This is a genomic window from Leisingera sp., assembly GCF_034669605.1.
Taxonomy (GTDB): domain Bacteria; phylum Pseudomonadota; class Alphaproteobacteria; order Rhodobacterales; family Rhodobacteraceae; genus Leisingera.
Window position 1 is genome coordinate 1 of sequence record NZ_JAXMOX010000345.1, and the last position, 2607, is coordinate 2607.

Here is a 2607-nt window from a genome sequence, read left to right on the forward strand (position 1 = left end):
AAGCAGCTTGCCCACGCATTTCATGATTATGCGGCAGAAAATGAATGCGACTAACCATTGGCTCAAAGACACTAAATGACTAAAGCTGACATTCTGACATCGCGCGGCATCGAGCACTCAGGGCTCGTAGCTGCCGTTCGCTGCGGCTGAAAGTGCAATGTGCTGCCGAACGGCTGCTTTCTCAAACGGTGGACCTGACTTCGTAACCGCAGCGAAGGTCCGCTCTCCGCCCTTCGTGTCGGGCTTCACACCACCGAGGCGCCCCTCCCCCCAACGCAATGCGCCCGGAGCGGGCAATCCGATCCGGGCGCTTGAGTGATGCCGACACGTAGTCCAGGCAGCTATGACCTTTTGGCCCCTTCCCTTTTCCACGGCCGCATCACCGGCATGGCGGAGGTCACCTTCCAGCGGCTCAGGTTCTGGTGCGCCTGGAACGTTCCGCGCAGCTCCAGCAGCGCGCCGTACCACGCCAGGTAGGCACGCCGCGCCGCACCGATCTGCGCCTGCGTCGGGCTGAAGCTGATCGGGCAGATCAGCACCGGCACGCTCACCCGCCGCTTGCCCCGCACCTCGGTTTCGGTGCCGATGCGCTCGGTCTTGGCCCGCCTGCCATAGCGGTTGCTGGTCCAGTCCGTGACCACGCACTCGATGCGCGCATCCGCCATGCAGTCCGGCGCCCGTCGCGCCCGCGCATATTCCGCCATTGCCACCGCCATCCGGCGCCCGCCACAGCTTTCGGGCAGCGTTGCAACGGCCGACGCGACCAGGTCCGCATCCGGATCCGGATCGGACCGGCCGCCGCCATCGATCCGGCAGCCCAGCACACCGCGCTGCGCCATCCGGTAGGCATTGCCCGTGGGCCAATAGCCTTGCACCAAGCGCCCCGGGTCCTCGAAGTCCACCTGTGCGCATTCATCCGCGAAGGCCCACTCCAACAGCCGCTGGATCGAGATCTCCCGCCGCACGCGGCCCATGCTGTCCGGCTTGATCACCCCCTGCACGCTCATGCCGCCGCCCCTGCCCGACCGGCGGCATCGCCCAGCCCCAGCTCGCGGGCCTGCACGCAGCGGGCGATCTCCGCCTGCCGCGCCTCCAGCCAGGCAAGGTCGCCCGTGCCCAGCTCCTGCCCCCTGCCCTGCGACGCCCGCAGATCCTCGGCCCGGCGCAGGTTCTCCCGCGCGCCGTCGCGGATCCCGTTGACCACGAAGCTGCTCGGCCACTGCCGGTTCGACCGCAGCCACCGCATCAGCTCGGGCGCAAAGCCCTGCGCCAGCGCCGCCTCCCCGAGCCGCGCCGCAAAGACCTTGCGGATCAGCGGCGAAGCATCCGCCTGTGGCGCCTCGATCACCCGCGCCCGTTCCAGCACCCGCGCCGCCAGCGGGAACCGGTCGCGTTCCTTGCCGCCGCCGCGCCCCGCCATGTCCTCGGCCAGCGCGCCCAAGCCATCGGCCGTCATATAGGCCAGCCGCTGGCACAGCTCGTCCTGCATCGCCTCGAAGGCAGGCTTGGCCATGCCCGCCGGTCGCATCAGTCCCAACCGTTCCAATTGATCGATCAGCAGGTGCCGCACCCGCTTCTCCCCGTCTTTCTGTGCCCGTTCATCCATGCCTTACCCCTTTTCCCAGCCTGGTCCGTTTCAACCCTCACCCCCCGTTTGCGTCCTGCCGCGCCCTTGGTTTCCTATATTGTCGTGTCTTGTCTTGTGGTGCGGGACACATAGACCCCTTAAGTCGCCGCTATGTCCGTCTATGTGTCCCGCGACTGTCCCTATGTGTCCCGGGACTGTCGCTATGTGTCCGTGGACACATAGCGACACATGTCATTCCCTTTGCGATTTGCGGAAGAAGCCTGCGGCCACCTTCTCGAGGCAGGCCTGGATGGCGCCGTGCAGCTGCGCCTCGGTGCGGCGCTTGTTGCCCTCGCGGTCCATGGCGTCGCGGATATGGGCATCCACCCAGTAGACCTGCGCAGGCTCCATCGCGATCGAGGGCGCCACACCGGCCAGCGCCACCGCCAGGCGGTCCAGCCGCTTGCGGGCCGAGGCGCTGTCCGTGCGCGCGGCGTTCAGTTCCTTGCGCGTCAGCGCCTCGAGCACCACGCGGGTCACCGTGTTGTGCATCAGGCGCACGGTGCCGTCGTCACACACGCAAGGGTGCCAGCCATGCAGCACCCCGTAGGGCCGCTCGACCAGCGCCTCGAAGGTCACGAGATCGACAAAGGGCACGAGCATGCGGGCCAGCCGCGCGTGATCGTCCGGCAGTGTCCCCACCGGCGTTTGCTCATGGGACATCTGCGCGAGGTCGAACCACATGCCCTTGACCTCGTGGGTCGCATTCCAGCGCATGTCCGAGTTGAGATACCGCCGGAACTCCCACGCGATGAACCCGTGACTGTCGAGACGCACCGACGAGGACACCGGATACTCGGGAAGCTCGGTATTGCCGACCAGGCGAAAGACCGCGCCCGGATTTGAAGAGGTCGCTTGTCTCACAGCTGGTCCACCTTTTGTGTCTGGCCGCGCGCCGCCTTGCGGGTCTCGTGGGAGGCGCCGGTGCGGATGGCGGCGTGCAGGTCCGTGACACCGGCCTGCGATGTAAAATGGCCCTG

At 67.0% G+C, this 2607-nt stretch carries 3 protein-coding genes; all 3 read right to left on the reverse strand.

The window, feature by feature from the left end; all coding sequences use genetic code 11:
• Nucleotides 1-341 precede the first annotated feature (341 nt).
• Nucleotides 342-1007 carry a hypothetical protein gene (locus tag VOI29_RS23965; protein WP_323784341.1) on the reverse strand — a complete coding sequence of 222 codons (666 nt, stop codon included), beginning with the start codon at nucleotides 1005-1007 and terminating at the stop codon, nucleotides 342-344.
• Nucleotides 1004-1606 (reverse strand): hypothetical protein, encoded by a 603-nt coding sequence (locus tag VOI29_RS23970; protein WP_323784343.1) that lies wholly within the window; start codon nucleotides 1604-1606, stop codon nucleotides 1004-1006. Before VOI29_RS23970 ends, VOI29_RS23965 begins: the two co-directional genes overlap by 4 nt.
• Nucleotides 1607-1819: 213 nt before the next feature.
• Nucleotides 1820-2491: a hypothetical protein gene (locus VOI29_RS23975; RefSeq protein ID WP_323784345.1), complete on the reverse strand. Its 672-nt coding sequence runs from the start codon at nucleotides 2489-2491 to the stop codon at nucleotides 1820-1822.
• Nucleotides 2492-2607 lie beyond the last annotated feature (116 nt).